Origin of the sequence: Phyllobacterium sp. 0TCS1.6A (assembly GCF_026420825.1) — a bacterium.
Classification (GTDB): Bacteria; Pseudomonadota; Alphaproteobacteria; order Rhizobiales; family Rhizobiaceae; genus Phyllobacterium.
Window position 1 is genome coordinate 21,283 of the sequence record NZ_JAPMAB010000001.1, and the last position, 25,756, is coordinate 47,038.

The window sequence follows — 25,756 nt, forward strand, 5'->3', positions numbered from 1 at the left end:
ATAGTTGTCGCGCGCTATCCCCAAACCGTCCCGGCGATGCTATGCAGGCACAAGGGAGAAACGCCCATGGCCAGTGTCAAATCCGATATCGAAATCGCCCGTTCCGCCAGCAAGAAGCCGATCGTCGAGGTCGGCGCCCGGATCGGCATACCGCCGGAACATCTCGTTCCCTATGGTCACGACAAGGCCAAGGTTTCGGCCAGCTTCATCAAGGGCAGGCAGGGCGCCAATGGCAAGCTCATCCTCGTCACCGCCGTCAGCCCGACGCCCGCCGGCGAGGGCAAGACGACGACGACGGTCGGCCTCGGCGACGGCCTGAACCGGATCGGCGAAAAGGCCATCGTCTGCATCCGCGAAGCCTCGCTCGGCCCCTGTTTCGGCACCAAGGGCGGCGCGGCCGGCGGCGGCTATGCGCAGGTCATTCCGATGGAGGACATCAACCTTCACTTCACCGGCGATTTCCATGCGATCACCGCGGCGCACAATCTGCTGGCGGCGATGATCGACAATCACATCTACTGGGGAAACACGCTCGATCTCGATACGCGCCGCATCACATGGCGGCGGGTGATGGACATGAACGACCGCGCCCTGCGCGGCATCGCCTCGGCGCTCGGCGGCGTTTCCAACGGTTTCCCGCGCGAATCAGGCTTCGACATCACCGTCGCCTCGGAAGTCATGGCGATCCTGTGCCTCGCGACCGATCTTGAGGACCTCGAGCGCCGGCTCGGCGAGATCATCGTCGGCTACCGCTTCGACAGGACGCCGGTCTATGCGCGCGACCTCGGGGCGGACAGGGCGATGGCGGTGCTCCTGAAGGATGCGATGCAGCCCAATCTGGTGCAGACGCTGGAGAACAATCCGGCCTTCGTCCATGGCGGGCCCTTCGCCAATATCGCCCATGGCTGCAATTCCGTCGTCGCGACGAAGACGGCGCTGAAACTGGCGGATTTCGTCGTGACCGAGGCGGGCTTCGGGGCCGACCTCGGCGCCGAGAAATTCTTCGACATCAAATGCCGCAAGGCCGGGCTGATGCCGGCGGCGGCGGTGATCGTCGCGACGGTGCGGGCCATGAAGATGCACGGCGGCATCGCCAAGGCCGATCTCGGCGCCGAGAACACGGCGGCGGTGAAGGCGGGCTGCGCCAATCTCGGCCGCCACATGGAAAACGTCCGCCAGTTCGGCGTTCCGGTGATCGTTGCCATCAATCATTTCACCGCCGATACCGATGCCGAGATCGAGACGCTCAAGGCCTTCGTCGCCGCGCATGGCGCGGAAGCGGTGGTGTGCAGGCACTGGGCGCATGGCTCGGCGGGCATCGAGGAACTGGCGCACAAGGTCGCGGCGCTCGCGAGGAGCGGCAGCGCGCAGTTTTCGCCGCTCTACGAGGACGAGATGCCGCTGTTCGACAAGATCGACACGATCGTCAAGCGCATCTATCGCGGCGCGGAGGCGGCCGCGGATGCCAGCGTGCTGGAACAGCTGCGCCGCTGGGAGGAGGCCGGCTATGGCCATCTGCCGGTCTGCATGGCGAAGACGCAATATTCGTTCTCAACCGATCCCGAACTGCGCGGCGCGCCGGTCAATCATGTGGTGCATGTGCGCGAGGTGCGCCTGTCGGCGGGCGCGGGCTTCGTCGTCGCCATCTGCGGCGAGATCATGACCATGCCCGGCCTGCCGAAATCGCCCGCGGCGGAGCGGATATTCCTCAATGAGGAAGGGCTGGTGGAAGGGCTGTTCTGAGGCGCCCGGCGCCGGGACGGCACTTCTGGGCAGCTGCTTCCAAATTTCCTGTTGCAAGCGGCGCCGGCTGGGGCTAACAATCGCGGCCATGAATACTGTCTGCATCATCTCGAATGGTTGGTGGTGGGTCGCGTCAAGCGGCCGCTAAAGCCTTTTGCATGCAGGTAAAAGGGACAGGGCCGCAACGGGTAATCCGGGCGGCCTTTTTGTTTGACCCCGTCCGGAATGCCCGAAAGCCAATGCAACAAGGAACGGAACATGCATAGAATTGAGGGTGACGTCGAGATTTTCGACACGAAGGGCGGGGTGACGATCACGCGGTCGCGGGCAGCGACGGATTACGCCACCGCCATCGACGGCTATGTGGATGCGCTGGATGAGCGGCGCGGCGCGGTCTTCTCGTCGAACTACGAATATCCGGGCCGTTATACGCGCTGGGATACGGCGATCGTCGATCCGCCGCTGGTCATAACCTCCAATGGCCGCCACATGACGATCGAAGCGCTTAATGGCCGCGGCGAGGTGCTGCTGGCGCCGATCCGCCAGGTGGTGAGCGATCTCGACGACGTGACGGTTTCGAACGCCAGCGCCGTGAAGCTCGATCTGGAGATCGCCCTGCCATCGCGGCCATTCACCGAGGAGGAGCGTTCGCGCATTCCTTCGGTTTTCACCGTGCTTCGGGCCATCGTGGCGCTGTTCTTCACCGAGGACGATGCAAATCTCGGGCTTTATGGCGCATTCGGCTATGATCTGGCCTTCCAGTTCGATCCGATCGAATACAAGCTGAAGCGCCCCGACGACCAGCGCGACATCGTGCTCTACCTGCCGGACGAGATACTCGTCGTCGATCACCATGCGGCGAAGGCATGGCTCGACCGCTACGATTACGCCTATGGGGGCCGATCGACGGAGGGGCTGCCGAGGACGACCGAAACCCGGCCATTCCAGCCGACCGACGCCATTCCGGGGCGCGGCGACCATAATCCCGGCGATTATGCCGAACTCGTCAAGAAGGCGAAGGAAAGCTTCATGCGCGGCGATCTTTTCGAGGTCGTGCCGGGCCAGACCTTCCATGAGCGTTGCGAGACGTCGCCCTCGGTCATCTCGCGCCGCCTCAAGGCGATCAACCCGTCGCCCTATTCCTTCTATATCAACCTTGGCGACAATGAATATCTGGTCGGCGCATCGCCGGAAATGTTCGTGCGCGTCGTCGGGCGGCGCATCGAGACCTGCCCGATCTCGGGAACGATCAAGCGCGGCGAGGACGCCATCGCCGATGCGGAACAGATCATAAAACTGCTGAATTCGAAGAAGGACGAGTCGGAGCTGACCATGTGCTCCGACGTCGACCGCAACGACAAGAGCCGCGTCTGCGAGCCGGGTTCGGTACGTGTCATCGGCCGGCGCCAGATCGAGATGTATTCGCGGCTCATCCATACGGTCGATCACATCGAAGGCCGCCTGCGCGAGGATATGGACGCCTTTGACGGCTTCCTGTCGCATGCCTGGGCGGTGACGGTGACCGGCGCGCCCAAATTGTGGGCGATGCGCTTCATCGAGGAGAACGAGCGCAGCCCGCGCGCCTGGTATGGCGGCGCCATCGGCATGGTCAATTTCAACGGCGACATGAATACGGGCCTGACCCTGCGCACCATCCGCATCAAGGATGGCGTGGCGCAGGTGCGCGCCGGGGCGACATTGCTCTATGATTCGGTGCCGGAGGAGGAGGAAGCCGAGACCGAGCTCAAGGCTTCCGCCATGATCGCTGCCGTCCGCGACGCCCACAAGAGCAACATCCCGGCGCAGGAGCGCGCGGTGGCCCGCGTCGGCGAGGGGCTGAACATATTGCTGGTCGATCACGAGGATTCCTTCGTCCACACATTGGCGAACTACTTTCGCCAGACCGGCGCGACGGTCACCACCGTGCGCTCGCCCGTGGCCGACGAGATCTTCGATCGCGTCAAGCCGGATCTGGTCGTATTGTCGCCCGGGCCCGGCATGCCGGAGGATTTCGACTGCAAGGCGACGATCAGGCGGGCGCGGGGCCGCCAGTTGCCGATCTTCGGCGTCTGCCTCGGCCTGCAGGCGCTGACGGAGGCCTATGGCGGCTCGCTGCGGCAATTGCACGTGCCCATGCACGGCAAGCCGTCGCGCATCCGCATCACCCGGCAGGGCAGGATATTCTCCGGCCTGCCGAAGGAAGTCACCGTCGGCCGCTACCACTCGATCTTTGCCGATCCGGTGCGCCTGCCGGATGAATTCATCGTCACCGCGGAAACCGAGGATGGCGTCATCATGGCGTTCGAGCACAAGAGCGAGCCGATCGCGGCCGTGCAGTTTCATCCCGAATCCATCATGACACTCGGGTCCAATGCTGGTATGCGCATGATCGAGAACGTCGTCGCACATCTGCCGCGGCGGGCAAAGGAGCGGGCGGCCTGACCGGCAGCCCGCATTGCATGGTCTGGTCCGGTGCTTGAAATGAATGGTGAGAACACGGTCAAGCGGCTGGCATTCTGGTCAATCTTCATCGGCGTGGCCGTGCTGGCGCTCAAATATTGCGCCTATTACGTCACCGGGTCGGTGGCGCTCTACTCCGATGCGCTGGAATCGATCGTCAATGTGGTGGCGGCGCTGGCGGCCTGGTGGGCGATCAGGGTAAGCCACAAGCCGGCGGACCAGAATCATCCCTATGGGCACCACAAGGCGGAATATTTCTCCGCCGTCATCGAAGGCGTGCTCATCATCCTTGCCGCCATCCTGATCCTGCGCGAGGTGTGGCTTGCCTGGGAAGCGCCGCGCCTGCTGGACCAGCCATGGACCGGCCTCGCCATCAACGGCGTCGCCTCGCTCATCAATGGCGTCTGGGGCTGGCTGCTCATCAGCGCGGGCCGCAGGCATCGCTCGCCGGCGCTCCTGGCCGACGGCAAGCACATCCTCACCGATGTCGTCACCTCCGTCGGCGTCTTTGCCGGCCTTGTCGGCGCGGTGCTGACGGGATGGACCGTGCTCGATCCGGCGCTGGCGGTGATCGTCGCGATCAATATCCTGGTGCAGGGCTGGGGCGTCATCGGCAATTCGGTGCAGGGGCTGATGGATGGCGGCGTGGCGACGGAGGAGACCATGCGCATCCGCGACATCATCTCCGCCAATGCCAATGGCGCGCTCGAAGTCCACGATCTGAAGACCCGCATCGCCGGCCGCATGACCTTCATCGAATTTCATCTCGTCGTCGAGGCCGACATGACCGTCGGCGATGCCCATGTCATCTGCGACCGGATCGAGGATGCGCTGATGAAGCAGATCCCCGATCTGGAAGTGGTCATCCATGTGGAGCCGGAGGACGAGGCAAAACTGCCGCCCGGCACGGCCGCAGTGCCCTTTGCGTGAGCCGCCGCCGTTGAGGCAAAGCCGCAACAGGCGTCACGATATATTTCAGTCGGTCATGATTTCGTTACAATTATGTTGACATAGAAGCAGCGTCACGTGACTAATCGCGTGGCAATGCGAATTCTCCGAAGCAATTCCGCGCAAAGCGCGAACATGGGGACAAGCTTTATACAGGATCATTCTCGCCGGGAGCGAGGATGCGGCACGCATGGCAGCTGGCTGAGCGCGGGTGGACGAACGCGGCTGTTTACAAATTTAGTTAACCTTTCACTACTAGGCTAAACTTATGGGTAAACACTTCAACTTTGCACTCATGGCGGGACTCTTCCTCGCGGTGGCCGCCATCGGTCCGGCCTCGGCGCGCGGCACCGATGACTGCGCCGTGAAATCCACTCCGGGCAAGGCAACGATCGTCACCGACGACGACGTTGATCCGCGTCCCGATACTGATAATATCCAGTCCGCCGATGCCTGCGCGCCGAAGAAGATCAAGACCGCGCCGCAGCCCACCGGCAAGGCTGTGCCGATAAATGTACTAGCCACGGGTGGTGTCAGCATCTTGAACAAGGCAGTTAAGGGCGAAATCATTCCGCAGAGCGAAGGCGCGCTCCGCGACGACCTGTCGTTCCGCTATCGCATCTACAGGCCGCAGGCCGCCAATGGCGATACGATGGTGCTGCTGCACGGCTCGGGACAGGACGAGACCAGCCTCGTTTCCTTCGCCTCGAAGATCGCGCCCAATGCGGTGCTTCTCGCCGTTCGCGGACGCGTCGTCCAGGATGGCTCGACCCGCTGGTACCGCCGGCTGACGCCGGTCAGCTTCGACCAGCAGGACATCCGCTCCGAGGCCACGGCCTTTGCCGAATTCCTCAGGCAGGCGACGGCCAAATACCGCTTCGACGCCAACCGCATGACCTTTCTCGGCTATTCGAACGGCGCCAACCTGATCAATTCGGTGATGATGCTCTATCCGGGCCTCGTCAAGCAGGCGGTGCTGCTGCGCTCGATGCCGGTGCTGACCGGCTCGGTCGATGCGGATCTGGCGCATGCGCGCGTGCTCACCGTGTCCGGCGCCGCCGACCAGCTCTATGCGCCCTATGCGCCGGCGCTGGAGGACATGCTGCGCTCGCATGGCGCGCGCGTCGAGGCCCGTTCGATCAAGTCGGACCATGGCCTCGGCAAGGATGATGTGCGCGTCGTCAGCGAATGGCTTTCCGGTGCGACCGCCCAGTTGAGAAAATAGGGTTTCCGCCCGGCTTCATTATCAAGATACTTGCATCATGGCGGCCAGTCGGTTACTTCTTGCCGCCATGAACACGCACGAGACATCTTTGTCCTTCTCCGTCCGCGCCCGCGGCACGGTTCGTCGTGCGCTACCGCTTCTTCTCGGCCTTATCGGCGATCGCCGGGCTCGTTGAGGAGCGTCCGGCGGTCGATGCCGCCGCAAGGCTCTCGCTCCTTACCCTTTACAAGACAAGTTCAACGCCTAAAAAGAATGCCGCGACTGCTGCCACCAGGCGCATCGGGCTGGAAACGAGAAGCAGATGACCGACATGATCAACCAATCAGCAAACAAGGGCATGCCGAGCGCGGCGCAGAAATACGAAGCCTATCCGCTCGTCGACATGAGAGACCGCCAATGGCCGTCGAAACGCATTGAAACCGCGCCGATCTGGTGTTCCGTCGACCTGCGCGACGGCAACCAGGCGCTGGTCGATCCCATGGGCCACGACCGCAAGGTGCGCATGTTCGCGCTGCTGCTCGACATGGGCTTCAAGGAGATCGAGATCGGCTTTCCCTCCGCCTCGCAGACCGATTTCGATTTCTGCCGCTGGTGCGTGGAGGAGGGCAATGTGCCGGACGACCTGTCGCTGCAGGTCCTGGTCCAGTGCCGGCCGGAGCTGATCGCGCGCACCTTCGAGGCATTGGAGGGCGCCAACCGGCCGATCGTGCATTTCTACAATTCCACCAGCGAATTGCAGCGCCGGGTGGTGTTCAACAAGGATGTCGGCGGCATCAAGGCCATAGCCACCGATGCGGCCAAGATGATCACCGACATGGCGGCGAAGGCCGGCGGTGGCTACCGCTTCGAATATTCGCCCGAGAGCTTCACCGGCACCGAACTCGAAGTCGCGCTCGACATCTGCAATGCCGTCAGCGAAATCGTCAGGCCGACCCCCGACAACAAGCTGATCATCAACCTGCCTTCGACGGTGGAGATGTCGACGCCCAACATCTATGCGGACCGCATCGAGTGGATGTGCAGGCAGCTCGACAATCGCGAAAACCTGATCGTCTCGCTGCACCCGCACAATGATCGCGGCACCGGCATCGCGGCGACGGAACTCGGGCTGATGGCCGGCGCCGACAGGGTCGAGGGCACGCTGTTCGGCAATGGCGAGCGCACGGGCAATGTCGATATCGTCACGCTGGCGCTGAACATGTTCACGCAAGGCGTCGATCCCGGCATCGACTGCTCCGACATCAACCGGATGAAGGAAGTCTACGAATATTCCAACCAGCTGGTGATACCCGAGCGGCATCCCTATGTCGGCGAACTCGTCTATACGGCTTTCTCCGGCTCGCACCAGGATGCGATCAACAAGGGCATGAAGGCGATCAAGCAGGCCAACAAGCCGCTGTGGGAAGTGCCCTACCTGCCGATCGATCCGCAGGATGTCGGCCGCAGCTATGAGGCGATCATCCGCATCAATTCGCAGTCGGGCAAGGGCGGCATCGCCTATATCCTGCAGGCGGATTACGGCCTCAACCTGCCGCGCGGCATGCAGGTGGAGTTCCGCGGGGACATCCAGGCGATCACCGACGAGGAAGGCAAGGAGATGCCTTCGCGGCGTATCTACGAGCGCTTCCAGGAGCTCTATGTCGAGCAGCCGGGCGGCCGCCTCAAATTCGTCGATCACCACACCTATCCGGATACTGAGCACAAGGGCATGCGCATCCTCTCCGCCGAGATCACCGATGGCGGCGAGACGAAGCGCATCGAGGGCAGGGGCACCGGGCCGGTCGATGGTTTCATCGATGCGCTGTCGCATTATCTCGGCTTCCGGCTGTCGGTGGTCAACTATTCGGAACATTCGCTCCAGCATGGTTCGGACGCCGCCGCCATCAGCTATATGGAGATCGAGCATCCGGGCGGGAAAATCTTCGGCGCCGGCATCAACAAGAACATCGTGACCGCCTCGCTCGAAGGCATCGTCTCCGCCGCGAACCGCATCCTCGCCTCGCGCTAGATTCGGGTCGCGAACAAGATGGATCGGGAGGTGTTTCGCCTCCCGGTCTTCGCGCCTAATGAATTAGAGCAAAGGCGCTGTTACACCAAAGGATAGGCCGAATTCCGCCAAGTTTCAGGTGCATTGAACGGGCAGGATTGCTACGCTCACGCGGTTCCGGATGTCCCGCGCGAGCGCTTTTTCTGAAAGTAAGATGCAAGAGAATTCCAACCCCAAAAGTCGGCTCAGCCTTGCAGAAGCAGTTCGCGGCGCGCAGATCGCCATGGCTGACAGGGGGGATTTTGCCAGCGATGCGCGCGAGGCCGATCTTGCCCGGATAGAGCTGCTGGCGCAGGATCTGCAGCCGGTGTTCGACGACGTGCCGGAGGACGACCAGCAATGGGATTTCGCCATCTCGAAAGGCCAGCAGCCGCGCCTGTGGATCGATGCGACCTCGCATGTGGTCATCGCCCGTGACCGGCGCACCTACCGGTTCCTGCGCGATACGCGCGCCGGGCGCATCGTCGTCGCCGAAGCGGTCGATATCCGCGCCATGGCCGATGCCGTCACCAATTACATCGCCGAGCGCATCGTCGAGCGGCGCTATCTGATGGAGGGGCGGCGCAGCGCCCTTGTCGATGCCAGGCCCGTCAAGGAAGCGAGGGAAGCGCCCGGCGCGCCGGTGGCGGTCACGGTGCCGGCCGGCAGCGCTCGGCAGCGGTCGCGCCTCAGCGCCTTCTTCACTGCCCTGTTCTGGTTCCTGATCGGCGCTTCGGCCGGTGCGGCGGCACTGGTGCTGTTGTTCCGGGAGCGCTTCGCCAGCCTTGCCGGTCTGGTCCAGTGACTAATATGTTCGCGCCAGTTGGGCGCCGACGGTCAGCTCATGTTCGCGGATCGTGCGGATGGTCATCTGCGCATCGACGATGCCGCGCTCCGTCATGCGGCATGTCCAGCCGGCATTGGTCCGCGCGATGCTGAAGAGATTGAACGCGCCGGCCGGCTTGTGGCTGCTGGCGAAGCCCTGGCTGGCGGATGGCACGCAGACTACCGGTATCGACCAGTCGGGCCCGCCTATCTGGTAGATGGTGGAAAGGTGGGTATGGCCGTGCAGCACGAGTTCGGCCCCGTGCTCGCGCACCGTGCGCTGGAAAAGCCCGATGCCGAGCAGGCGCTTGTGCGAGGGCGCAGCGCCGCGGACCGGCGGGTGGTGGATCATCACGACGCGGAACAGGCCGCGCCGGCCCGTCTCCGCCAGAATCTCGCCCAGCTTCTGCGCCTGCTTGCTGCGGATGTCGCCCGTTGCCATGAAGGGCGCCGTGGCGCGCGCCGATGAGACGCCGATGAGCGCGACGTCGCCGCGCACCCGCAGATAGGGAAATTCCACCGGGCTTTTCTCGGCGCTCTGGCGGTCGCCGCGCATCCATGCTTCCCAGAACAGCCGCGTCTTCTTCAGCGCGCCGGGCACATAGGCGTCGTGATTGCCGGGGACGACCGAGACATCGTCCGGATCGCCGAGCGTCTTCAGCCAGGCCCGCGCCGTTTCCAGTTCCTCGTCCAGCGCCAGATTGACGAGATCGCCGGTCACGGCAATGTGATCCGGCGCATTGGCCTTGAGATCGGCAATCACCATGTCGAGCGCGCCGCCGGCCATCGCCTCGCGCCGGTTGGAGCGCCAGTTGATATAGCCGGTAATGCGCTTTGAAATCAGCTCGCGCAGCGTCAGCGATGGCAGTGGCGACAGGTGTATGTCGGAGATGTGGGCGAGACGGAACATCGAATTAGCATTAGGGATTTATCGGCTCGAAATCCAGTGACAGAACAGTCGCACGGGCGGGGCCGTCGCTGCCGGTCTCTAAGCAATGGCAGGTACTGTACCGCGTGCTTCGACAAGCTCAGCATGAGGGAGGTTGGCTCATCATGAGGGAGGTGGTGGTCGTGCAACCCCTGCTGGATACAGAACATCCGCACCACGCCCGCGACAATCGCGTCTGGTCATTGAAATGGGGGGAGACGGGCGGTCTTCAGCGCGTCAGTAGGTATCAGGGTCGAGGTCCGAAGACCGCCCGCGACGTCTTTGCCTGCTGTTGCTGCGTTTGTCAGACGCAACAACCCGGAAACAAGAGCGCCACCTCCGTTTCCTTCTGCAGTTTGCCGGCCAATCGGGATTGTCACTTCCGACTATCCGGCAACGCCATCCTTTCCCAGCTTGTCGAAACAGCTCCGGAAGCTGCTCCCCCACTGGAAAGGACCGAATCAAAATAACCCGGTTCCAAAGTGGTGGGATAAGTTTTTTGCGTGCCGGAAGGAAGATTGAGCGAAATCAGCAGCTTGCAGGGCAAAATATTTTTTTAGGCCGAAAATCTATCCCACCGCGCGGGCCATGGGAGGGAGGGCGGGGTTTCAAACAACGCCGAAGCGGTTAGACTGACGGGCAGAATCTTTTTTGGGCCGGCTTCATGACGTGCCGCAGACGATGGATGTTCCATGGCGGATAATCGGCGCAGATGGCGGCACCGCCTGTTCCACACCTATTTCCTCATGCGCCGGCCGATGACGCTCGGCGCGCGCGGCGTGGTCTTCGACGAGGCCGAGAATTCCGTTCTCCTCATTCGCCATACCTATGTGCCCGGCTGGCAGTTTCCCGGCGGCGGCGTCGAGACCGGCGATACGCTGGAAGACACGCTGGCGCGCGAGATACTCGAGGAAAGCAGCGTCGAACTCACCGGCCGGGCGCACCTGTTCGCGATCTACCAGAACGCCCATGCCTCGCGCCGCGATCATGTCGCGCTCTATGTCTGCCGCTCGTTCCGGCAGGCGGCGCCCTTCGTGCCGAACCGCGAGATCGCCGAGGCGGCGTTCTTCCCGCTCGGCGCCCTGCCGGAGGGGACGACGCCGGCAACGCGCCAGCGCCTGGCGGAAATCTTCGAGGGCAGGGAGATACCGCTGGTCTGGTAGGCCTAGCTGCGGGCCGCGAACCGCCCGCGATCATGCGGCGCGCCATTGTCGATATCGGGGCCGAGCGGGATGATGCCCGTCGGGTTTATGGTCCTGTGGCTGCCGTAATAATGGGCCTTGATATGAAGCATGTTCACCGTCGGGGCGACGCCCTCGACCTGATGGAGATCGCGCAGATAATTCGACAGATTGGGATAGTCGGCGATGCGCTGCCTGTTGCATTTGAAATGGCCGACATAGACCGGATCGAAGCGCAGCAATGTGGTGAAGAGCCGCCAGTCGGCCTCCGTCAGCCTGTCGCCGACGAGATAGCGCTGGCCGGAGAGCCGCGCCTCGACCTCGTCCAATGTCGAGAACAGCTGCGTGAACGCCTCCTCATAGGCCTCCTGCGTGGTGGCGAACCCGGCGCGATAGACGCCATTATTGATGTTCGGATAGATGATGGCATTGATCTCGTCGATCTGGCTGCGCAGTTCGGCGGGGTAGAAATCCGGCGAGCCGTTGTCGCCGAATGCCGAATTGAACATGCGGATGATCTCGGCGGATTCATTGGAGACGATCGTGTCGCGCTTCTTGTCCCAGAGCACCGGCACGGTGACGCGGCCGGAATAGCCAGCATCGGCGCGCGTATAGACCTGGTGCAGATAGTCATAGCCGAAAAGATGATCGCCGGTGGCGCCGTCGCGGATGCGGAAGGTCCAGCCATCGGCGCCCATGAAATGATCGACGACGGAGAAGGAAACCTGTTCCTCGAGGCCTTTCAGCGCCCGGAAGATCAATGTGCGGTGCGCCCAGGGGCAGGCATAGGACACATAGAGATGGTAGCGGCCGGGCTCCGGCTCGAAACCGCCGCTGCCGTTCGGGCCGGGGCTGCCATCGGCGGTGATCCAGTTGCGGAACTGCGATTGCGAGCGGATGAACCTGCCGCCGCTCGATTTGGTGTCGTACCATTGATCATGCCAGACGCCGTCGACCAGAACACCCATTGCCGGTATCTCCTATTCCTGCCTGCCCCAATCAATAGGGACTGCCGCCGGCTTTGGCGAGGCGCATGGGGTGAACAATGCGTCACCATTCGCCGATGCGGCGGCGATTTTCCGGTTTACCTCGGCCGTTTTTGATGCTAGGCGGAAAAAATGGAGAAGATTTTGACAGGAAGCCTGTTCATCCGACGATGAACCTGACCCGCGCCGGAAAGGCGGCGGACACTTCCCGATTGCCTTCCTTGCTGGAAGGCGCAGCCGAACTCCATAAGAAGAATCCAAGCATGTTGAGCCATGTTGTAACCTATGTGCCGGAAGAGCCGGTGCATGATGCTGCCATCGAGGAAATCAACCGGGAAGCCTTCGGGCCCGGCCGTTTCACCCGCGCGGCCTACCGCATACGCGAGGGCGGCCCGCATGACAGGGCGCTGTCCTTCGTGGCGCTCAACGGTATCCATGTGGTCGGCTCGGTGCGGCTGACGCCGGTGCTGATCGGCGAAACGCCGGCAATGCTGCTCGGTCCGCTGGCCGTGCGGCCGGCATGGAAGAAGCAGGGCATCGGCGCCGCACTGATGCGGATGAGCATGGAGGCGGCGCGGACCGCCGGCCACCAGCTCGTCATTCTCGTCGGCGACGAGCCCTATTATGCGCCATTCGGCTTCCGCCCGATCAAGGGCCACCAGATCGAGATGCCGGCCCCGGTCGACCCGGAGCGCTTCCTCGCCTGCGAACTGCTGCCGCTGGCCCTGCAGGGCGTGCAGGGCAGGGTCAGGCATGCGGATTTCGCCGAGACTTGCTGACAGCGCTCAGCGCCCCTCGCGATACCACATGCCGCCGAGCACCAGGATCATCGCGGCAAGGCCGAGGAAGCCCGAGAACAGCGGCAGGCGATCGACGCTCTTCAGCACGGTTTCATTGGTGGGGCGCAGGCCGATCCAATTGTCGCCGCTGGCGCTGCCGGCACCGCGCGAGGCGATGATGCTCGGAATTTCGATGGCCTGCCGGTCGGCGGCGTCGCGGAGCCGGCGCGTTCCGCCGCCGCTCTGCTGCGCCAGCGGATCGAGCTTCGCGCCGGTCGAGACATTGTCGGCAAATTCGGGCGCATCGACCGGCCCGACATGGGCGAGCGTCGTCAGGTCGCCGCTGGCGATCTGATAGAGGCCGATATCCTTCATGGCGACCGAGGCGGTGAAGACGCCGGGTTCGGTCTCCGTCAGCGGTATCGAACGGTTTTCGCCGGTCGGCGTGATGACGCGCGCGGGCTCCGCCGTCTTGGCCATGGTCTGGCGGCGGATTTCGAGGTTGCGGCCGCTGCCTTTGGCGGTGAGCGCTTCTTCCTCGAGTTCCGGCTCCTTCATCAGCCAATGGGCGATGCGCCGGTAAAGGGCGGCATGGGGCCCGCCGCCTTCGAAGCCGCGCGCCCAGAGCCAGCCCTGGTCGGAGAGGAACATGCCGACGCGTCCTTCGCCGAGCCGGTTGAGCACGAGCAGCGGCTTGTCGCCGGCATCCATGACGACCTGGCCCTCGGGGCGGTTGACGTCGATGACGCGGAACCAGCGGCTCCAGGCGGGCGGCTCCTGCGTGCTGCCTTCGAGACCGCGCGTCACCGGGTGCCGCTTGCCGAGGTCGCTGAGGCGCGGATAGAAGGCCTTCTCCTCGATATTGCCGGTCGGCACCGCCGGCAGCACGGAGAGCAGCGGCGTATTGGCGATCGACATGTTGCTGGCATATTCCGGCCCGGCAGCGATCAGCAGCGCGCCGCCCTTCTGCACGTAATCATTGATGTAGTCGTAATAGAGCAGCGGCAGCACGTCGCGGTGCTGGTAGCGGTCGAAGATGATGAGGTCGAACTGGTCAATCTTCTCGACGAAAAGCTCGCGCACCGGGAATTGTATCAGCGCCAGTTCGGGCAGGGGGGTGTCGTCCTGCTTTTCCGGCGGGCGCAGGATGGTGAAATGGACGAGATCGACCGAGGCATCGGATTTCAACAGGTCGCGCCAGGTGCGCTCGCCATTATGCGGTTCGCCCGAGACGAGCAGCACGCGCAGATTCTCGCGGATGCCGTCGACCATGGCCACGGCGCGGTTGTTCACCTCGGTCAATTCGCCGGGAATGGCCTCGACGATCAGTTCGACGATATTGACGCCGGCGCGCGGCAGCGTCACCTGCAGCGGCATTTCCTCGCCGATGATCGCTTCCTCGCGGTTCACCTCATTGCCGTTGACGCGCACGCTGACCTGGGCGCGGCCGCCCGCCGGTTCGCCGGCGCCGGTGACCTTGTAGGTCATTTCCTGCGGCTTGCCCGTAAGGCCGAAACGCGGCGCGCGGATGAACTGGACCCGCCTGTCGAGTTCGCCCGGCCGGCCGGTGATCAGGCCATGCAGCGGCGCATTGAAGCCCAGTCCGGCGAGGTTCGGCGGAATGTCGTGGACCTGCCCGTCGGTGATCATGATCGCGCCGCCGATCCGTGCCGGCGGCACGTCGCGAAACGCGCCGTTCAGGGCGGCAAAGAGCCGCGTCGACATGGCGTCGTCGTCCTGGTTGCCGGTCTCGACCGTGCGCACCTCGAATTGCGGCAGGCGGGCTAGCGCGGCCTTGACCTCGGCCAGCGCCGCATCGGTATCCGTCCTGCGGTCGCCGAGCTCCTGGCTCTGGCTGCGATCCGCCACGAGGGCGACGACGCTCCTGAGCGGCTCGCGCTCCTCGTTGATGACGATCGGATTGACCAGCGCGATGGCGAAGGCGGCGACGGCCAGCAGGCGGATGAGGCTGCCGCGCTGGCGGAAGTAGAGTCCGGCCAGCGTCAGCGCCAGCAACGGCAGCAGAATGGCTGCCAGCAGGACATTCGAGACGAGGGGCTGGAAATCCAGGGAAAGATACATGGCTAATTCCCCAGCCGCAGCAAGAGGTCCGGCACATGGACCTGGTCGGATTTGTAATTGCCGGTCAGCATGTACATGACGATGTTGATGCCGGTCCGGAAGGCATGCACCCGCTGCACCGGATCATTGGGGATCGTCGGCAGCATGGGCGTTCCATCGGCATTGATGGCCCAGGCGCTGGCGAAATCATTGCCGGTGATCATGATCGGCGATACGCCGTCGCCGACCCTTACCGGCCGGTCGGCGCGCTGTTCGCCGGCCGTGGAAGCCTCGACCCAGAGCGGGCTGCCGCGATAGCGGCCGGGAAAATCCTGCAGGATGTAGAAGGATTTGGTCAGGACATGGTCGCTCGGCACGGGCTCCAGCGGCGGGATGTTCAGGCCGGAAAGGATATCGCGCAGGCGCTGGTTGGCCGGCGTCGAGGAATTCTCGAAATTGATCGCCGCCGCGTCCTGGTCGCGCGTGTCGAAGAGCACGGTTCCACCCTGTTTCATATAGGCGTCGATGCGGGCGATCGCCTCGCGCGAGGGCATCGGGGCGGAGGGATCGAGCGGCCAGTAGATCAGCGGGAACACCGCGAGCTGGTCGCGTCCGGGATCGATGCCGACGGGATCGCCGGGCTCCAGCGCCGTATTGTCGGTCAGCGCCTTGGAAAGTCCGGCCAGCCCGGCCTTGCTGATATCGTCAACCGCGCGGTTTCCGGTGATGACATAGGCGAGATGCGTGACGTTGATGGCGTCGAGGATGGCCTGGTCGCCGGGCTTGCTGTCGTTCTGCTGGGCCTGCGCTGCAGGCGGCGCCATGAGCAGCGCCGAGGACATGACGAGGAACAGCAGGACGGCGGCGGCCGGAATGCGCGGGCGGCGGCGCAGATGCCCCGCAAGCCACAGCATGGCAAGGGCGTCGAGGGCGAGAAGCAGCGCGGCGATCGAGAACAGCGGCCCGCGCAATGCGAAGGATTCGTCATCCGCATATGGCGCCGTCGTCACAGGCAGGGCGATCTCGGGGCGGGACAGCGCCTTGATCTCGCCGGACGCATCGAAGAGGTTGAGCGCCGTCATCGCATCGGCAACGCCATAGAAGCCGGGCGGGTTCTCGTAGCTGACCCGCGCGTCCGGGCGCTCCACCAGCGGCCGCGTTTCCCCGGTCGGCGGCGTCAGCACACCCGCACCGTCGAGCGTGAGATAGGGCGGCAGCACCCGCGACTGCTGCGCGTTGTTCTCGGGCGTCGCCGCACCCGTGCTGGCGGAGAGCGAGACGATACGATGCAGCATGTCGACGAAACTGCCGCTGATCGGCAGGTTCGACCAAGTGGCCTGCGGCGTGACGTGGAACAGGACGAGCTGGCCCTTGCCGCGTGTCTCGCCGGTGACGAGCGGCGTGCCGTCGGCAAGATTGGCCCAGCTCTTCTCGTAGAGATCGGCCGATGGTTCAGCCAGCACCTGCCGCGTCACCGTCACGTCCTGCGGCGTCGGCAGGCCGGCGAAGGGACCGCTTCCCGGAAATGCGGCGACGGGCTGTGCCTCCTTCCAGGACAATGCACCGCCGAGCGAACGTTCGCCCTTGCGCAGCGTCACCGGCAATAGCGGATCGCCATCGCTGCTGCCGGCGAGGCGCGGCCCGGCGAAGCGGATCAGCGTGCCGCCCTTGTCCACCCAATCGGTCAGGCTGCGCTCCATCTCGGCGGGCAGCTTGCCGATGTCGGCCATGATGATGACGGCGGGCTTCTGTTCGAGAAGTTCGGGAATGGCAGCGGCGAGCTCGGCATTGCGCGGCCGCAACAGGTCGGCGAAGGGCTCGAGCGCGCGGGAGATGTAATAGAGCGGCGAAAGCAGCGGCTGCGAAATATCCGCGTCGGACCCCGAGAGCAGCGCCACGCGGCGGCGCTTGTTGTTGTCGTCGATCAGGAAGGTCGCGGCGGCCTGCTGCGTGCCGTCGACACGAAGGCTGTGAAAATCGTTGCGAAGCTCGTAGGGCGCCGTGATCGTGGCTTCGCCGGCGGTCTGGTCGACGCCGAACACCATGCCCGTCTCCGCTATGCGCCGGCCCTTTTCATCGAAGGCGCCGATGGTGATGGCGCTTTGCGAGCGGTCATTGCTGGCGCGCACCGCACGGACGGTCAGGCCATTGGCATTGTTGTTCGCCTGGGTGATCGCCACGAGATGGGAAATCGGCGGCTGGTACCAGAGCAGCGAGGCGATCCCCGTGCCCTCCAGCGCCTTGACTGCCGGGGCGACGTCCGGCGTCTCGACGCCGTCGGTCAGATAGGCGACACGCGTGCCGCGCGCTTCGCCGACGATGGTCGCAAGGCGCTGGAAGGCCGCGCTGCGATCGACGGGAATGGGCCTGACCGCCATGGCCTGCAGGCGCTCCAGCGCCGTGCTGGCATCGAAGGGGCCGGCGTCGATATTGGTCTTCTCGGCGGTCCCGAGCAGGTAGATCAACGCACCGGAGGCTTCCGCGTCGGCAATCAGCCGCTCGGCGGTCTCCTTGCGCTGGTCCCAGTCTTCGTTGGAGGACCAGCCATTGTCGATGACGATGGCGATGGGCTCCCTGCCGGTCAGCGCCTCGGTGCGCGGGTTCCAGACCGGTTCCGACAAGGCCAGGATGACGAGCGCCGCAAGTATGAGCCGCAGCAGCGTCATCCACCACGGGCTCTTGTTCGGCGTCTCTTCCTTCTGCTTCAGCTGGGCGAGGATCTTGAGCGGCGGGAATATCTCGGTGACCGGGCGCGGCGGCGTGACGCGCAGCAGCCACCAGATGACCGGCAGCGCCAGCAGCCCGGCCAGCATCAGCGGGGCGCCGAAGGCGAGGGGGAGGGCGTTCATGCCGCGCTTCCCTTGTAGCCGACGCTGGCGGTCATGTTCATGTGCACGCTGACAAGCGCGTCGGAAGCCAGCCGGTCGGTCCGGTTGAACGTATAGCTCCAGCCGAGGCGGCGGCAGAATGAACTGAGGGCGTCGCGCCGGGCATAGAAGAGCGTGCGGTAGTCCTGCGCATAATCTTCCGCGCGGCCGAAAGTGATGGCGGTGCCGGTTTCGGGGTCGACGAATTCCGTCCGCCGCCTGTAGGGAAAGTCCTCCTCGGCAGGATCATGGATTTCGACGAGATGCGCCCGCGCCCCGGCATGGGCGATCGCCTCCAGCATGGCGAGGGTCTCGTCGACCGGATCGAGAAAATCGCTGACCAGGACAACCTCCGAAAAGCGGCGGATGCGGGTAAGGTCCGGCCTTGGGCTCAGATTGTGGTCGTGGGCAAGCGACGTGGCGAGGCGCTCGGCGCCATTGCGGGCCGAGAAGGGATCGACGACGCCCGGAAAGCCGATGCGCTCGCCGCTGCGCGACAGCAGCTCGGCCAGCGCCAGGACCAGCACGAGTGCGCGCGATTCCTTCGACACCGGCGCGAGTTCGGATCGATAGAGCATCGAGGACGACGGGTCCGCCCACAGCCAGACCGTATGCGCCGCCTCCCATTCCTGGTCGCGTATATAGGTGCGGTCGTCGCGGGCGGAGCGGCGCCAGTCGATGCGGGCGACGGCTTCGCCCTCCGAATAGGGCCGGAATTGCCAGAAGCTCTCGCCGACGCCGCTCTTGCGGCGGCCGTGCCAGCCGGTATTGACCGTATTGAGGATGCGGCGTGCCTCGACGAGCAGATCCGGCAGCAGCGCAGCCCGCTGGCGGGCGCGGGCAAGAGCCTCGCCGCTCCGGGTGCGTTGGACCTGCTCGCCGATCGCTGCCATCAGAGGACGGCCTTGGTCAGGTTTGCGATGACGTCGCGGACATTCATGCCATCGGCCCGCGCGGCGAAGGTCAGCGCCATGCGGTGCTGCAAGACGGGTTCGGCGAGCGCCTTCACATCGTCGACCGATGGCGCCAGCCGCCCGTCATAGAGCGCACGGGCACGGGCGCACAGCATCAGCGCCTGGCTGGCCCGCGGCCCGGGACCCCAGGAGATGAACTTGCGGGCAATGTCATTGTCGGCGCCGGGGCGGGCGGCGCGCACCAGCGTCAATATCGCATCGACGACGCCTTCCGGCACGGGCATGCGGCGGATGAGCTTCTGCATGGCGCGCAGCCGTTCGGCGTCGATGACCTTCACGGCCCTGGCTTCGCCGGTGCCGGTGGTCGCGAGCAGGATCTGCCGCTCCGCGTCGAGTTCCGGATAGAGGATGTCGATCTGCATCAGGAAGCGGTCGAGCTGGGCTTCCGGCAGCGGATAGGTGCCTTCCTGCTCCAGCGGGTTCTGCGTGGCGAGGACATGGAACGGCAAGGGCAGGTCGTAACGCTCGCCGGCGATGGTGACGTGATATTCCTGCATGGCCTGCAGCAGCGCCGACTGGGTGCGCGGCGAGGCGCGGTTGATCTCGTCCGCCATCAGCAGCTGGGCGAAGACGGGGCCCTTCACATAGCGGAAATAGCGCTTGCCATGGTCGTCCTGCTCCATGATCTCGGAGCCGAGAATATCGGACGGCATGAGATCGGGCGTGAACTGGATACGGCGCTCATCGAGGCCGAGCACGGTGCCGAGCGTCTCCACCAGCTTCGTCTTGGCGAGGCCGGGGACGCCGACGAGCAGGGCGTGGCCGCCGGCGAGAAGCGCGACCAGCGTGCGCTCGATGACGCTTTCCTGGCCGAAAATCACGGTGCCTATGCCGGATTTGACCTGGGCGATCTCGGCCAGTGTCCGCTCAGCCTCGGCGATCATTTCCTTCGGGTCAGCCGCGACCTCGGTTTTGATCATGGTCATGGATTCACCTCTTCGCTGGTATCTGCTCGGATTCTTACATAAATGACTGTAAATCACTATGTCATGCTGACAAGCATTCCAACGGTGACTATTTCGTGACGTCTCCACAAAAAGGGAGCGAGGATGGCCAGCACAGAACGCACACCGAAAGACGCCGGAGGGCTGGAGGCGCTGATCTCCCGCGCCGCCTCCACGACGAGGGGCCTGCCGCCGGTGGAGCGGTGGAATCCGGAATTCTGCGGCGACATCGACATGGAGATAGGCGCCGACGGAACGTGGTTCTACATGGGCACGCCGATCGGGCGTCCGGCGCTGGTGCGGCTGTTCTCGACCGTGTTGCGCAAGGACGAGGATGGCAGGACCTATCTCGTCACGCCGGTGGAAAAGGTCGGCATCCGCGTGGCGGACGCGCATTTCCTCGCCGTGGAAATGAATGTCGCCGGTACGGGCGACGACCGCAGGATGACTTTCCGCACCAATGTCGGCGATGTGGTGGAGGCCGATGCCGACCATCCGCTGCGCTTCGTCGTCGACGAGGACAATGGCGGGCTGAAGCCTTATCTCAGGGTGCGCGGCAGGCTGGAGGCGCTGCTGTCGCGCCCGGTGACTTATGAACTGATCGGCCATGGCGAGGAGATCGACATTGACGGGAAAACCATGTTCGCCGTGCGCTCGGCGGGCGCCGTCTTCCCGATCATGCCGGCCGGCGAACTGGAAATGCAGAGCCTATGAACGATTTCAGTCAATTGCATGAAGGTTTTTCGGCCCGGGCCTTTGCATCGCGCGTCGCCCTGAAAGGCGACGAGGATCTTGCGGGCGAATATGGCGATCACGTCCTCAATCCCGATCTCGATGCGAGGATCGGCGGAAATCCGCTGCGCGACGCGGCGGTGCTGGTGCCGGTGGTCGATCGCGGCGACGAGGCGAGTGTCATCCTGACGCTGCGCAACGCCAATATGCGCAAACATTCCGGCCAGGTGGCCTTTCCCGGCGGCGTCATCGATCCCGAGGATGGCCATGTGCCGGAAGTCGCGGCCCTGCGCGAGGCGCATGAGGAAATCGGCCTCGAACGTTCGCGCGTCGAAATCGTCGGCAGGCTGCCGAAATACCTGACCACGACCGGCTATTCGATCACGCCGGTGCTCGGCCTGGTGCGTCCGCCGTTCCAGCTTGAGCTCAACGAGGCCGAAGTGGCGGATGCCTTCGAAGTGCCGCTGTCCTTCCTCATGAACCCTGAAAATCACCGCCGCGAGAGCCGCGTCTGGCAAAACAGGGAACGGTTCTATTATACGATGCCGTTCGGCGACCGGTTCATCTGGGGCGCCACCGCCGGCATCATCCGCACGCTTTATGAAAGATTATACGCTTGAGCACGAACCTCTCCATCGCCGACCGCGCGCCGTGGCTGCATGAGCCCGGCCTGCAAAGATTGCTCGCCATGCTTGCCGCCGAGGGCGAGGAAGCACGCATCGTCGGCGGCGCCGTGCGCAATACGCTGCTGGCCGAGGAGGTCGGCGATATCGACGTCGCCACCACCTGCCTGCCGGGGGAGACGCAGCGGCGGGCGCTGGCGGCGGGGTTCAGGGCCATCGATACCGGTTCCGACCATGGCACGATCACCGTCATCGTCGAGGGCAGGCCCTATGAGGTGACGACGCTGCGCTCCGACATCGATACGGATGGCCGGCATGCGCAGGTCGCCTTCGGGCGCGACTGGGATAGCGATGCCAGGCGGCGCGATTTCACGATCAATGCGCTCTATGCCGATGCGGACGGGACGATCGTCGATCTCGTCGGCGGCGTCGCCGATATCGAAGGCCGCGTGCTGCGGTTCATCGGCGATCCGGAAGAGCGGATCAAGGAGGATTATCTGCGGATATTGCGCTTCTTCCGCTTCTTCGCCTGGTATGGCAAGGGACGGCCGGAGAGCGAGGGGCTGAAAGCCTGCGCCCGGCTGAAGGAGGGCATGGCGCGGCTCTCCGCCGAGCGGATCTGGTCCGAACTGAAGAAGCTGCTCGCCGCGCCCGATCCTTCGCGCGCATTGCTGTGGATGCGGCAGGCGGGCGTGCTGACGGCGGTGCTGCCCGAAAGCGAGAAATGGGGCATCGATGCCATCCATGGCCTCGTCAAGGCCGAGCAGGGTCTTGGCTGGCATGCCGATCCGCTGCTGCGGCTCGAAAGCATCGTGCCGCCGGATGCCGCGCGCATGGAGGCGCTGTCGACGCGGTTGAAGCTGGCCAATGGCGAACGCGACCGGCTGTTGCGCTGGGCCGAAACGGTGATGCCTGCGGCGGAAATATCGGAGGCGGGCTTCGCCAGGCGGCTCTACCGCAGCGACGTTCAGGGCATGACCGACCGGCTGCGCCTGGAACTCGCCTCGGCGCGGGCCAAGGCCGAGGAAGACAATGGCGCCCTGATGCGCGCCGGGCATATTTCGAAGCTGCTGGCACAGGCCGGCCGCTACGAGCGGCCGCGCCTGCCGATCACGGGCGGCGATATCGTCGCTGCCGGCATCCCGGAGGGGCCGCGTGTCGGCGAGCTCCAGCGCAGGCTGGAGGAAGAGTGGGTTCAATCGGGCTTCAGCATCGACCGGGCGGGGCTTTTGTCGAAGCTGCGGGAAGCTGCGGCTGAAAGTTGAACAACCGCAGCAACCTGTTCGCAAATTGATTCCCGTAATGCGGGCAAATAGCTGTTTCGAAAGGCTTCTTGCCAGCCTTTAGTCTAGGCGGCCCTGCCTTTTTCCGGCTGGATATTGGCCTTGATGGTCTCCAGCATCTGCGGGCGGATTTCGGTTTCGCCATGGGTCTCGCGCAGATGTTCGCTGGCGCGCCGGATGATTTCAGCTTCGGTGTCGTGACGCGTATGCCACTGGCAACCGGGAACGATGCAATCGAGTTCTTTCACGGTTCTTCTCCCTTCGCTACGCGCGGCCGCAGCCGCGCGCCGTTTCACAACGGTGCGGAGTATAACGCATGGAAGGCAGATTTGATCCCCCGAAAGTCGATTATGGCCATTTCCCCCGCGCGGCACCGCCGCGCTCAGAGTCACTTACAACGCGGCACCGCCGCGCTCAGAGTCACTTACAACGCGGCAGCGCCGCGCTCAGGGTCACTTACAACGCGGCACCGCCGCGTGATCAGGGCCATTTCACGGTGGGAGGCATCGACGACAGGATCGAATCGACATTGCCGCCGGTCTTGAGGCCGAAGATCGTGCCGCGATCGTAGAGCAGGTTGAACTCGACATAGCGTCCGCGCCGGATGAGTTGCTCCTGCCGCTCCTTGTCGGTCCAGTCCTGGTTGAAATTCTGCCGGACGAGATAGGGGTAGACCACCGAGAATGCCCGGCCGACATCGCGGGTGAAATCGAAATCCGCGTCCCATCCGCCATTCTCGTCGGTGGAGCGAAGCCAGTCGTAGAAGATGCCGCCGGTGCCGCGGGGTTCCTTGCGGTGCGGCAGGTAGAAATATTCGTCGCACCAGTTCTTGAACTTGGCGTAGTCCGCAACGGCGGAATGCTTGTCGCAGACGAATTTCATCGCCTTGTGGAAGGCCATCGTGTCCGGGTCGTCCGCCGTGCGCTTGCGGTCGAGCACCGGCGTCAGGTCGGCGCCGCCGCCGAACCATTGCCGCGCGGTGACCACCATGCGCGTGTTCATGTGGACTGCGGGCACGAACGGATTCTGCGGATGGGCGATGAGCGAGATGCCGGAGGCCCAGAATCGCGGATCCTCGTCGGCGCCGGGTATCTGCTTGCGGAACTCGGGCGAGAATTCGCCATGCACGGTCGATATGTGGACGCCGACCTTTTCGAAGACCCGGCCATTCATGATGGACATGGTGCCGCCGCCGCCATTGCCGCCCTCGCGCTGCCACGGCGTCCTGACGAAGCGGCCGGCCGGCCGGTCGGAAAGCGGGCCCTCGAGCTCATCCTCCAGCGTTTCGAAACTGGCGCAGATCTTGTCGCGAAGTTCCTCGAACCAGGCCATCGCCGCAGCCTTCTTTTCCTCGAGGTTCGGCGGGAGTGTGGCGGGAATATCGGGACGTTCCATGGCAAAGAATCCTTGTTTTTGCGGACAATAGCACAAGAACTTCGCTCAAGAAGATCGCTCCGGCGGCAGCTTTGGTCCATGCACAAAAAATGACTCGTTTTCTCGCGCACCAGCACATAATCTAGTCCGCAGAGGGTTTGGTGAAGGATACGTCGATGGTTTCCAGAACACCCGGATCGCAATATCCGAAGCCTCCGCTTGACGGCCTGCGAAAGAGGCTGAAGGAGAGCCGCCAATCGGGTAGCGGCCAGCGCGGCGCCTTTGTCCGCGAGAGTTTCAAGCTGCCGCGCACGGCTGCTCGCGCCAAGGCGCGGGAATGGTTCGAGCAATATCCGAAGGCCGCCTACTGGACCGAGATCGAAAGCTGGTATGAGCGCCCGGGCGACATCATCGAATTCACGATGCGACGTTTGCCCAATGCGGATTGAAAATTGATGATTTCGCTTAAAAAACGGGCGATCTGCGCTCAAATCAGCGCAAAAATGCAGCATTTCTCGCTCAAGTCTTAAATATAATGGAGAATTCCGTCTGGTTTCGCTGATTTGGCAAACAATCTGGCTGACAGCCAGTATTAAAAACATTAGAACTTTCGCCAGCACCGGAGAACCTTCCGGACGCGCAAAAAAAATGGAGGACAAAAATGCGCTTATCCTTGATCTCGGGCGTGGCACTGGCTGCCGTCATGGCAATGACGTCGTTGGCGAAGGCCGATATCGTCGTCGGAATCATCGCTCCGGTTACGGGACCCGTCGCCGCCTATGGAACGCAGGTGAAGAACGGTGTCGAGAGCGCCGCCGAAGCGATCAATGCGGCCGGCGGCATCAAAGGCGAGAAGATCGTAACCAAGGTCTTCGACGATGCGGGTGAACCCAAGCAGGGCGTTTCCGTTGCCAACCAGGTGGTGGGCGAGGGCATCAAATACGTGGTCGGACCGGTGACTTCCGGTGTCGCCATGCCCGTTTCGGACGTCCTGGCGGAAAACGGCATCGTGATGGTAACGCCGACGGCGACCACGCCGGAGCTGACGACGCGCGGCCTCGAAACCATTTTCCGCACCTGCGGCCGCGACGACCAGCAGGCGGATGTCGCCGGCAAATATATCCTCGACAACTTCAAGGACAAGCGCATCGCCATCGTCTATGACAAGACGCCCTACGGCACCGGCATCGGCAATGGCCTCAAGGCCGTGCTGAACAAGGGCGGCGTGACGGAAGTCGTGTTCGAAGGCATCAATGCCGGCGAAAAGGACTATAGCGCGCTGGTTACCCGCCTGAAGTCGGAAAAGGCCGAGGTCATCTATTTCGGCGGTTACCATGCGGAAGGCGGTCTGATTGCGCGCCAGCTGCATGACCAGGGCATCAAGGCCCAGCTCATCGGCCCGGATGGCCTGTCCAATACCGAATACTGGGCCATCGGCGGCGATGCCGCAGCCGGCACGCTGTTTACCAACAGTGCCGACCCGACGAAGAACGAGGCTGCCTCGAAGGTGGTCGAGGCGCTTGCCGCCAAGAACATCCCGGCGGAAGCCTTCACGCTCAACGCCTATGCGGCCTTGCAGGTGATTGCCGGCGCCATGGAAAAGGCAGGCTCGACCGACGCAGCCGAAGTTGCCGCCAAGATCAAGTCGGGCGAAAAGTTCGCCACCGTTGCCGGAGAGCTCAGCTATTCCGAGACGGGCGACCTGACCTCGCCGACCTTCGCCTTCTACAAGTGGGAAGCAGGCAAGCCGGTCCAGCTCGACTGATCTGAAAACCGGTCACCAATGAATGAAGCCGC

The 25,756-nt window shown here is 63.8% G+C and carries 21 protein-coding genes; 13 read left to right on the forward strand and 8 right to left on the reverse strand.

All coding sequences use genetic code 11. The features are described from left to right. Positions 1 to 66 precede the first annotated feature (66 nt). The 6 genes from OSJ75_RS00100 to OSJ75_RS00125 all read left to right on the forward strand — a co-directional run bounded on the left by OSJ75_RS00100 (position 67) and on the right by OSJ75_RS00125 (position 9,207). Positions 67 to 1,743, forward strand: coding sequence for a formate--tetrahydrofolate ligase (locus tag OSJ75_RS00100; protein WP_267226005.1), 1,677 nt, complete (start codon positions 67 to 69; stop codon positions 1,741 to 1,743). Between the two features lie 258 nt (positions 1,744 to 2,001). Next, positions 2,002 to 4,185: an anthranilate synthase gene (locus OSJ75_RS00105; RefSeq protein WP_267226007.1), complete on the forward strand. Its 2,184-nt coding sequence runs from the start codon at positions 2,002 to 2,004 to the stop codon at positions 4,183 to 4,185. A 39-nt stretch (positions 4,186 to 4,224) separates the two neighbouring features. Beyond that, positions 4,225 to 5,133 (forward strand): cation diffusion facilitator family transporter, encoded by a 909-nt coding sequence (locus OSJ75_RS00110; protein ID WP_267226009.1) that lies wholly within the window; start codon positions 4,225 to 4,227, stop codon positions 5,131 to 5,133. Between the two features lie 286 nt (positions 5,134 to 5,419). Then, complete coding sequence (locus OSJ75_RS00115) at positions 5,420 to 6,376, forward strand: alpha/beta hydrolase (protein WP_267226011.1); 957 nt, start codon at positions 5,420 to 5,422, stop codon at positions 6,374 to 6,376. A 310-nt stretch (positions 6,377 to 6,686) separates the two neighbouring features. Then, the gene (gene leuA / locus OSJ75_RS00120; RefSeq protein ID WP_250018561.1) at positions 6,687 to 8,384 is read left to right on the forward strand and encodes a 2-isopropylmalate synthase; all 1,698 of its coding nucleotides are present in this window, start codon (positions 6,687 to 6,689) and stop codon (positions 8,382 to 8,384) included. 262 nt (positions 8,385 to 8,646) lie between these two features. Continuing rightward, on the forward strand, positions 8,647 to 9,207 hold the full coding sequence (locus OSJ75_RS00125; RefSeq protein WP_267226013.1) for a hypothetical protein: 561 nt from the start codon (positions 8,647 to 8,649) through the stop codon (positions 9,205 to 9,207). Here OSJ75_RS00125 and OSJ75_RS00130 read toward each other — a convergent pair whose 3' ends face one another. Continuing rightward, positions 9,208 to 10,137, reverse strand: a complete 930-nt coding sequence (locus OSJ75_RS00130; protein WP_250018563.1) for a metallophosphoesterase family protein — start codon at positions 10,135 to 10,137, stop codon at positions 9,208 to 9,210. It lies immediately after the preceding gene. 710 nt (positions 10,138 to 10,847) lie between these two features. On the opposite strand from OSJ75_RS00130, the gene OSJ75_RS00135 reads away from it, so the two are divergent. Beyond that, positions 10,848 to 11,318: an NUDIX domain-containing protein gene (locus OSJ75_RS00135; RefSeq protein WP_267226016.1), complete on the forward strand. Its 471-nt coding sequence runs from the start codon at positions 10,848 to 10,850 to the stop codon at positions 11,316 to 11,318. Between the two features lie 2 nt (positions 11,319 to 11,320). Here the strand turns inward: OSJ75_RS00135 and OSJ75_RS00140 are convergent, their stop codons facing one another. Further along, complete coding sequence (locus OSJ75_RS00140; RefSeq protein WP_267226019.1) at positions 11,321 to 12,304, reverse strand: glutathione S-transferase family protein; 984 nt, start codon at positions 12,302 to 12,304, stop codon at positions 11,321 to 11,323. Positions 12,305 to 12,585: 281 nt separating this feature from the next. Between OSJ75_RS00140 and OSJ75_RS00145 the strand changes: the two genes are divergently transcribed. Then, entirely contained in the window at positions 12,586 to 13,101 is a 516-nt protein-coding gene (locus OSJ75_RS00145) for a GNAT family N-acetyltransferase (RefSeq protein ID WP_267226020.1), read from the forward strand. A 6-nt stretch (positions 13,102 to 13,107) separates the two neighbouring features. Here the strand turns inward: OSJ75_RS00145 and OSJ75_RS00150 are convergent, their stop codons facing one another. From OSJ75_RS00150 to OSJ75_RS00165, 4 genes are read right to left on the reverse strand one after another with little or no spacing between them, the layout of a single operon-like run. Next, on the reverse strand, positions 13,108 to 15,183 hold the full coding sequence (locus OSJ75_RS00150) for a hypothetical protein (RefSeq protein WP_250019603.1): 2,076 nt from the start codon (positions 15,181 to 15,183) through the stop codon (positions 13,108 to 13,110). 2 nt (positions 15,184 to 15,185) lie between these two features. Next, on the reverse strand, positions 15,186 to 18,011 hold the full coding sequence (locus OSJ75_RS00155; RefSeq protein WP_267226025.1) for a DUF4159 domain-containing protein: 2,826 nt from the start codon (positions 18,009 to 18,011) through the stop codon (positions 15,186 to 15,188). Continuing rightward, the gene (locus OSJ75_RS00160) at positions 18,008 to 18,922 is read right to left on the reverse strand and encodes a DUF58 domain-containing protein (RefSeq protein WP_267226027.1); all 915 of its coding nucleotides are present in this window, start codon (positions 18,920 to 18,922) and stop codon (positions 18,008 to 18,010) included. The genes OSJ75_RS00155 and OSJ75_RS00160 overlap by 4 nt, the downstream gene beginning before the upstream one ends. After that, a complete protein-coding gene (locus OSJ75_RS00165; protein ID WP_250019606.1) occupies positions 18,922 to 19,929 on the reverse strand; it encodes an AAA family ATPase in 1,008 nt (335 codons plus the stop codon). The genes OSJ75_RS00160 and OSJ75_RS00165 overlap by 1 nt, the downstream gene beginning before the upstream one ends. 123 nt (positions 19,930 to 20,052) lie before the next feature. Between OSJ75_RS00165 and OSJ75_RS00170 the strand changes: the two genes are divergently transcribed. The 3 genes from OSJ75_RS00170 to OSJ75_RS00180 are packed head-to-tail and all read left to right on the forward strand — an operon-like array spanning position 20,053 to position 22,567. After that, positions 20,053 to 20,661, forward strand: coding sequence for a DUF1285 domain-containing protein (locus OSJ75_RS00170; RefSeq protein ID WP_267226029.1), 609 nt, complete (start codon positions 20,053 to 20,055; stop codon positions 20,659 to 20,661). Then, on the forward strand, positions 20,658 to 21,299 hold the full coding sequence (locus OSJ75_RS00175; protein ID WP_267226031.1) for a CoA pyrophosphatase: 642 nt from the start codon (positions 20,658 to 20,660) through the stop codon (positions 21,297 to 21,299). Before OSJ75_RS00170 ends, OSJ75_RS00175 begins: the two co-directional genes overlap by 4 nt. Next, positions 21,296 to 22,567 (forward strand): CCA tRNA nucleotidyltransferase, encoded by a 1,272-nt coding sequence (locus OSJ75_RS00180; protein ID WP_267226034.1) that lies wholly within the window; start codon positions 21,296 to 21,298, stop codon positions 22,565 to 22,567. The genes OSJ75_RS00175 and OSJ75_RS00180 overlap by 4 nt, the downstream gene beginning before the upstream one ends. An 83-nt stretch (positions 22,568 to 22,650) precedes the next feature. Here OSJ75_RS00180 and OSJ75_RS00185 read toward each other — a convergent pair whose 3' ends face one another. Beyond that, a complete protein-coding gene (locus tag OSJ75_RS00185) occupies positions 22,651 to 22,833 on the reverse strand; it encodes a DUF1059 domain-containing protein (RefSeq protein ID WP_250019610.1) in 183 nt (60 codons plus the stop codon). Positions 22,834 to 23,065: 232 nt separating this feature from the next. Then, positions 23,066 to 23,980: an oxygen-dependent coproporphyrinogen oxidase gene (gene hemF, locus OSJ75_RS00190; RefSeq protein WP_250019611.1), complete on the reverse strand. Its 915-nt coding sequence runs from the start codon at positions 23,978 to 23,980 to the stop codon at positions 23,066 to 23,068. Positions 23,981 to 24,135: 155 nt separating this feature from the next. Here hemF and OSJ75_RS00195 point away from each other — a divergent pair, with 155 nt between their 5' ends. Then, positions 24,136 to 24,408 (forward strand): hypothetical protein, encoded by a 273-nt coding sequence (locus OSJ75_RS00195; RefSeq protein WP_250019612.1) that lies wholly within the window; start codon positions 24,136 to 24,138, stop codon positions 24,406 to 24,408. A gap of 212 nt (positions 24,409 to 24,620) precedes the next feature. Further along, entirely contained in the window at positions 24,621 to 25,724 is a 1,104-nt protein-coding gene (locus tag OSJ75_RS00200; RefSeq protein ID WP_250019613.1) for an ABC transporter substrate-binding protein, read from the forward strand. Positions 25,725 to 25,756: the final 32 nt, after the last annotated feature.

Coding starts and splice junctions, on each gene's coding strand:
- OSJ75_RS00155 (WP_267226025.1), bottom strand. CDS start 18,011: ATGAACGCCCTCCCCCTCGCCTTCGGCGCCCCGCTGATGCTGGCCGGG.
- OSJ75_RS00125 (WP_267226013.1), top strand. CDS start 8,647: ATGGCTGACAGGGGGGATTTTGCCAGCGATGCGCGCGAGGCCGATCTT.
- OSJ75_RS00110 (WP_267226009.1), top strand. CDS start 4,225: ATGAATGGTGAGAACACGGTCAAGCGGCTGGCATTCTGGTCAATCTTC.
- hemF (WP_250019611.1), bottom strand. CDS start 23,980: ATGGAACGTCCCGATATTCCCGCCACACTCCCGCCGAACCTCGAGGAA.
- OSJ75_RS00200 (WP_250019613.1), top strand. CDS start 24,621: ATGCGCTTATCCTTGATCTCGGGCGTGGCACTGGCTGCCGTCATGGCA.
- OSJ75_RS00195 (WP_250019612.1), top strand. CDS start 24,136: ATGGTTTCCAGAACACCCGGATCGCAATATCCGAAGCCTCCGCTTGAC.
- OSJ75_RS00165 (WP_250019606.1), bottom strand. CDS start 19,929: ATGACCATGATCAAAACCGAGGTCGCGGCTGACCCGAAGGAAATGATC.
- leuA (WP_250018561.1), top strand. CDS start 6,687: ATGATCAACCAATCAGCAAACAAGGGCATGCCGAGCGCGGCGCAGAAA.
- OSJ75_RS00105 (WP_267226007.1), top strand. CDS start 2,002: ATGCATAGAATTGAGGGTGACGTCGAGATTTTCGACACGAAGGGCGGG.
- OSJ75_RS00160 (WP_267226027.1), bottom strand. CDS start 18,922: ATGGCAGCGATCGGCGAGCAGGTCCAACGCACCCGGAGCGGCGAGGCT.
- OSJ75_RS00170 (WP_267226029.1), top strand. CDS start 20,053: ATGGCCAGCACAGAACGCACACCGAAAGACGCCGGAGGGCTGGAGGCG.
- OSJ75_RS00115 (WP_267226011.1), top strand. CDS start 5,420: ATGGGTAAACACTTCAACTTTGCACTCATGGCGGGACTCTTCCTCGCG.
- OSJ75_RS00150 (WP_250019603.1), bottom strand. CDS start 15,183: ATGTATCTTTCCCTGGATTTCCAGCCCCTCGTCTCGAATGTCCTGCTG.
- OSJ75_RS00130 (WP_250018563.1), bottom strand. CDS start 10,137: ATGTTCCGTCTCGCCCACATCTCCGACATACACCTGTCGCCACTGCCA.
- OSJ75_RS00145 (WP_267226020.1), top strand. CDS start 12,586: ATGTTGAGCCATGTTGTAACCTATGTGCCGGAAGAGCCGGTGCATGAT.
- OSJ75_RS00140 (WP_267226019.1), bottom strand. CDS start 12,304: ATGGGTGTTCTGGTCGACGGCGTCTGGCATGATCAATGGTACGACACC.
- OSJ75_RS00100 (WP_267226005.1), top strand. CDS start 67: ATGGCCAGTGTCAAATCCGATATCGAAATCGCCCGTTCCGCCAGCAAG.
- OSJ75_RS00135 (WP_267226016.1), top strand. CDS start 10,848: ATGGCGGATAATCGGCGCAGATGGCGGCACCGCCTGTTCCACACCTAT.
- OSJ75_RS00175 (WP_267226031.1), top strand. CDS start 20,658: ATGAACGATTTCAGTCAATTGCATGAAGGTTTTTCGGCCCGGGCCTTT.